Origin of the sequence: Myxococcus llanfairpwllgwyngyllgogerychwyrndrobwllllantysiliogogogochensis (assembly GCF_006636215.1) — a bacterium.
In the GTDB taxonomy this organism is placed as follows: Bacteria; Myxococcota; Myxococcia; order Myxococcales; family Myxococcaceae; genus Myxococcus; species Myxococcus llanfairpwllgwyngyllgogerychwyrndrobwllllantysiliogogogochensis.
On sequence record NZ_VIFM01000019.1, the window covers coordinates 40,323 to 45,920 of the forward strand.

The window sequence follows — 5,598 nt, forward strand, 5'->3', positions numbered from 1 at the left end:
GGGCACGACGGCGATGAGCAAAGAATTCTACGAGAAGATTTCGAGCCTCCCTCCCAAGAGGCTCGTGTTGCTGGCGCTCGAACTGCACGCGGAGAGCGAGGCCCTCAAGCGGACGCGTTCGGAGCCCATCGCCATCGTCGGCACCTCGTGTCGCGTGCCGGGCGGAGCGCGGACGCCGGAGGCATTCTGGCGACTGCTGCACGAGGGCGTGGACGCCATCACCGAAGTGCCCCGTGAGCGGTGGGACGCGGAGGCGTTGTTCGACGCCGACCCGATGAAGCAGGGCCGCACCTATGCGCGCTGGGGGGGATTCCTCGACGGCGTGGAGAACTTCGACGCCGCGTTCTTCGGCGTGTCGCCCCGCGAAGCCGCGCGCATGGACCCGCAGCAGCGCATGCTGCTCGAAGTCGCGTGGGAGGCGCTCGAGCGCGCGGGCCAGCCGCCCGACCAGCTCGCCGGAAGCAAGACGGGCGTCTTCCTGGGCATCATCGGAAGTGACTACGCGCAGCTCCAGGCGCGGGAGCTCGGCGGGGCCCCGGACATCTACCACCTGACGGGGACCTCCCTGAACGCGGCGGCGGGCCGGCTCTCCTACACGCTCGGCCTCCAGGGGCCGTGCATGGCCATCGACACGGCGTGCTCGTCGTCGCTGGTCGCGCTCCACCTGGCCTGCCAGAGCCTGCGCAACCGCGAGAGCGACGTGGCGCTCGCCGCGGGCGTCAACCTGATGCTGATGCCGGACGCGACCATCGCGCTGTCCAGCAGCAGGGGGCTCGCGCCCGACGGGCGCTGCAAGACGTTCGATGCCTCCGCCAATGGCTTCGTGCGCGCGGAGGGCTGCATCGTCCTGGTGCTCAAGCGGCTCTCCGATGCCCTGGCCCACGGTGACGAGATTCTCTCGCTCGTCGCAGGCTCGGCGGTGAACCAGGACGGCGCCAGCAGTGGACTGATGGTCCCCAACGGCCCGGCGCAGGAGCGCGTCATCGCCCAGGCCCTGGCGAGCGGTGGCCTGGAGCCCTCGCGAATCTCCTACGTCGAGGCCCACGGGACGGGCACCTCGCTGGGCGACCCCATCGAGCTTCAGGCCCTGGCGCGGGCGCTGGCGACGGGCAGGAGCGCCGAGTCGCCGCTCTTCGTGGGTTCGGTCAAGACGAACCTCGGCCACCTGGAGGCGGCGGCCGGGCTCTCCGGCGTCCTCAAGACGGCGCTCGCGCTGCGCAACGAGGCGATTCCTCCGAACCTGCACTTCCAGCGGCTCAACCCGGACATCGTCCTGGACGGCGCGCCGGTGGTCGTCCCGACGCAGGTACAGCCGTGGCCGCGTGCCGGGCAGCCGCGTCTGGCGGGGGTGAGCGCGTTCGGAATCAGTGGAACGAACGCGCATGTCATCCTGCAGGAGCCTCCGCTTCCGGCGCCCCAGCCTCCGCTTCCTTCGCGGGGCGCGGAGTTGCTCGTGCTCTCGGCGCGCGGCGCTGACGCGCTCCGGGCGATGGCCGCAAGTCACGCGCATTGGCTCACCGAGCACCCGGACGTGTCGCCGCGCGACGTGTGCGCCACGGCGGCCCTGTCGCGCTCCCACCACGAGCAGCGGTTCGCGCTCGCGGGCCGCACGCACGCCGACTTCGTGGAGAAGCTGGAGGCGTTCGCGCGGGGCGAGTCCGTGCCCGGGGCGGCCATCGGGCGCGGCTCGGGGCAGGTCCGCCGCCGGGTCGTCTTCGTCTTCCCGGGCCAGGGTTCGCAGTGGCTGGGCATGGGCCGGAGGCTGCTTGAGGAGGAGCCCGCGTTCCGCGCCGCGCTGGAGCGGTGCGACGTGGCCATCCGGGCCTGCGCCGACTTCAGTGTCCTGGCGGAGCTCGCGGTCGAGGAGGGCCAGGGTCGTCTGCACGAGATTGACGTCATCCAGCCCGTGCTCTTCGCCATGGAAGTGGCGCTGGCGGAGCTGTGGCGCGCGTGGGGCATCGAGCCGGACGCGGTGGTGGGCCACAGCATGGGCGAGGTGGCCGCGGCACACGTGGCCGGCACGCTGAGCCTGGAGGACGCGGCGACCATCATCTGCCGACGAAGTCGGCTGCTGCGCGGCGTGAGTGGCCAGGGCTCGATGCTCCTGGTGGACCTGACGCTGCAAGAGGCGAAAGAGGCCCTGCGCGGCTTCGAGGACCAGGTCTCCGTCGCGGTCAGCAACAGCGTGCGCTCCACCGTCCTCTCGGGAGCCCCTGGGGCCCTCGAGAAGATTTCCGGCGTGCTCACGCAGCGGGAGGTCTTCTGCCGCTTCGTGAAGGTGGACGTCGCGTCGCACAGCCCGCAGATGGACTCGCTGCGGCCGGAGCTGCTCGCGGCCCTTCAGGGCATCTCACCCCGCGCGTCGCGTGTCCCCATCTGCTCGACGGTGACGGGAGCGCTGACGGATGGCGCGGCGTTCGGCGCCTCCTACTGGGCCGACAACCTCCGCGAGCCGGTGTTGTTCTCGACGGCCATCGAGCGACTCGCGGTCGACGGACACGACATCTTCATCGAGCTGAGCCCGCATCCCATCCTCCTGCCCGCCGTGGAGCAACACCTGAGGCACCTCGGGCGCGAGGGCGCGGTGCTGCCTTCACTCCGGCGCAACGAGGATGAGCGGGGCTCGATGCTGTCGTCGCTGGGCTCCCTGTACGCCGTGGGGCATGCGGTGGACTTCCAGCGCCAGCACCCGGTGCGAGGCCTCCGGGCGGCGCTCCCCACCTATCCCTGGCAGCACGAGCGCTTCTGGTTCGAGTCATCCCCGCGCGCGCGTCAGGTCCTGGTCGCCGGGCAGCACCCGTTGCTGGGGGCCCACGTGGCGCTGGCCGGAGAGGACGGCGCGCATCTGTGGCAGACCGGGCTGCTGGCGGACAGCCCGGCGTATCTGGGTGACCACGTCGTGCACGGAGAGGTCGTCCTTCCTGGGACGGGTTATCTTGAGATGGCGCTCGCGGGTGCCGCCGAGGCGCTGGGACCCACGCGCCATGCGCTCGAGGACGTCAGCTTCCAGGAGATGATGGTGCTCTCCCGCGACGAGCCGCTCGCGGTGCAGATGCGCTTCACCCCGGACGAGGGCGGAGCGAAGCGGTTCCAGATTTTCAGCCGGTCCACGGAAGCGGGCGGTGGTTGGACGCTGCACGCCGAGGGCCGGCTCCGTGAAGCCGAGGCGGCGGAGGCCTTCGCGCTCGACGAGGCGCGTGCGCGGTGCACGGAGCGGATGGACGGAGAGACGCACTACCAGCTCATGAAGGAGCGAGGCGTCGACTTCGGTCCCAGCTTCCAACTGCTGAAGGAGCTGTGGAAGGGGCCCGGCGAGGCGGTGGGGCGCCTGGAATTGTCGTCGTCGGTTGCTTCGGAGATGGCGGCCCATCAGCTCCATCCGGCGCTGCTGGATGCCTGCCTCCAGGTCATCAACGGAGCGGGGTTGGGCGACCGGCCGGGAGAGACGTTCGTTCCGATGGCTGTCGAGAGCCTGCGCGCCCACGGGCGCCCCGGCGGGGAGCTGTGGGGACACGCCCGCATCCGGCCCGGCACGCGCAGCGGCGCGGGCTCGCTCGAAGCGGATGTGACGTTGCTGGACGGCGAGGGCCGCGTGCTGATGGAGGCCCGGGGGCTGCTGTGCCGCCGGCTGGAGGCGATGCGGCGGCGGTCCTCCGACGAGGTCGATTCGTGGATGTATCAGGTCGACTGGCAGGAGATGCCGCGTGAGCAGGTGACGCCCGCTCCGGCCTCCACGCCCGGGGCCTGGCTGGTGCTCCTGGACCGGCAGGGCTTCGGCCGGAAGTTGCAGGCGGCGCTGAGCGCGCGCGGCGAGCGGTGCATCCTCGTCTCTCACGGCGAGGAGTCCCGCCTCATCGAGCCCGGGCACTACGTGGTCGACCCGTCCCGGGTGGAAGGCTTTGAGCGGATTCTGGAAGCCGAGTTCGGCGCCGGGCGGCAATCGTGCCGGGGCGTCGTCCACCTCTTCAGCCTGGATGCGCCTCGTCCCGACGACGGGCCCCAGGCCCTGGCGCGAGCGCGGACGCTCGGGGCGGGCAGTGCGCTCCACCTCGCGCAGGCCCTGGTGGCTTCGGGCTTCCGTGACATGCCTCGGCTGTGGCTGGTGACGGAAGGTGTCCAGGCGCCCCGTCCCTCGGAGCAGGTCCTCCATGTGGAGCAGGCCCCCATCTGGGGATTGGGCCGGGTGCTCTCGCTGGAGCACCCCGAGCTCCGGTGCTGCTCGGTGGACCTGGGCGCGCTCGACGAGGACCAGGCACGCGGGCTCGCCAGTGAGTTGCTCGCGTCGACGCCGGAGGAGCAGGTCGCGCTTCGGGGGCCCGCGAGGTTCGTGGCCCGACTGTCGCGCATGGAGCGAAGCAAGGCCGCGCCGGCGGAGCTTCGCGCCGATGGCACGTACCTGATTACCGGCGGCCTGGGAGGTCTGGGCCTGAAGCTCGCGGAGTGGTTGGTGGAGCGCGGTGCCCGCCACCTCGCGCTGCTGGGTCGGGGTGGTGCCTCCGAGGAGGCGCAGCGGACGCTGGAGGGGCTGCGCGCGGCGGGCGCGGAGGTCCGGGTGTGCAAGGCTGACGTGGCGGTGCGAGCGGACCTGGAGCGGGTGCTCGGTGAACTCGCGGCCCAGATGCCTCCGCTGCGGGGAGTCTTCCACGCGGCGGCGGTGCTCGATGACGGCGTGCTGGCGAACCTGACCGCGGAACGCCTGCGCAAGGTGATGGAGCCCAAGGTCCATGGCGCGTGGAACCTGCATGTGCTGACGCAGGCCCTGCCGCTGGACAGCTTCGTGCTCTTCGCGGCGGCGGGCTCGCTGTTGGGCTCACCGGGACAGGGCAACTACGCGGCGGCCAACTTCTTCCTCGACGCGCTGGCGTCGTACCGGCGGGGACTGGGCCTGCCCGCGCTGAGCGTCGACTGGGGCGCTTGGGCTGGCGTGGGACTGGCGGCCGCGGCGGAGGCTCGCGGCGAGCGCATCTCCCAGCGAGGCGTGGACAGCATGCCGCCCGCACAGGCGCTCGAGGCGTTGGGCCGGATTCTGACGGGCTCCCAGGCGCGGGTGGTGGTGATGCGCTTCGACATGCGCCAGTGGAGCGAGTTCTACCTGACGGCGGCGAAGTCGCCGTTCCTGTCACGGCTCGCTGGCGAGCAGTCCCGTCGCGCGGAAGGCCCGGCGGACCGGGGCGCCTTCGTGGAGACGCTCCGCGCGGCGGAACGGCCGAAGCGGGCTCAACTGCTGGAAACACACCTGTGCGAGCAGGCCGGGCATGTGCTCCGGCTGGCGCCCTCCCGCATCGACCCGCAGCAGCCCTTCGGCAACATGGGGCTGGACTCGCTCATGGGGCTGGAGCTGCGCAACCGGCTCGAGGCCAGCCTGGGGCTGCGGCTCCCGGCGACGCTGGTGTGGCGCTACCCGACGGTGGAGTCACTCGTCGAGCACCTGGCCGAGCAACTGAAACTTCCCATCACGACTCAGGCCGAGCAGCCCCGCGATGAAGCGGCGGCGCTCGAAGCCGTGCTCGTCAACAACGTCAAGCAGCTCTCGGACGAAGAGGCCGAGGCGCTCCTCGCGGAGAAGCTCGCCGCATTGGCTGAGTGAAGAGAACCCCC

The 5,598-nt window shown here is 71.5% G+C and carries 1 protein-coding gene; it reads left to right on the forward strand.

Annotated features, from left to right (window positions below; all coding sequences use genetic code 11):
- Window positions 1-13: 13 nt before the first annotated feature.
- On the forward strand, window positions 14-5,587 hold the full coding sequence (locus FJV41_RS07165; RefSeq protein WP_141641665.1) for a type I polyketide synthase: 5,574 nt from the start codon (window positions 14-16) through the stop codon (window positions 5,585-5,587).
- Window positions 5,588-5,598: the final 11 nt, after the last annotated feature.

Excerpts from the sequence above, each read along its gene's own strand:
- FJV41_RS07165 (WP_141641665.1), top strand. The coding sequence starts at position 14 with ATGAGCAAAGAATTCTACGAGAAGATTTCGAGCCTCCCTCCCAAGAGG.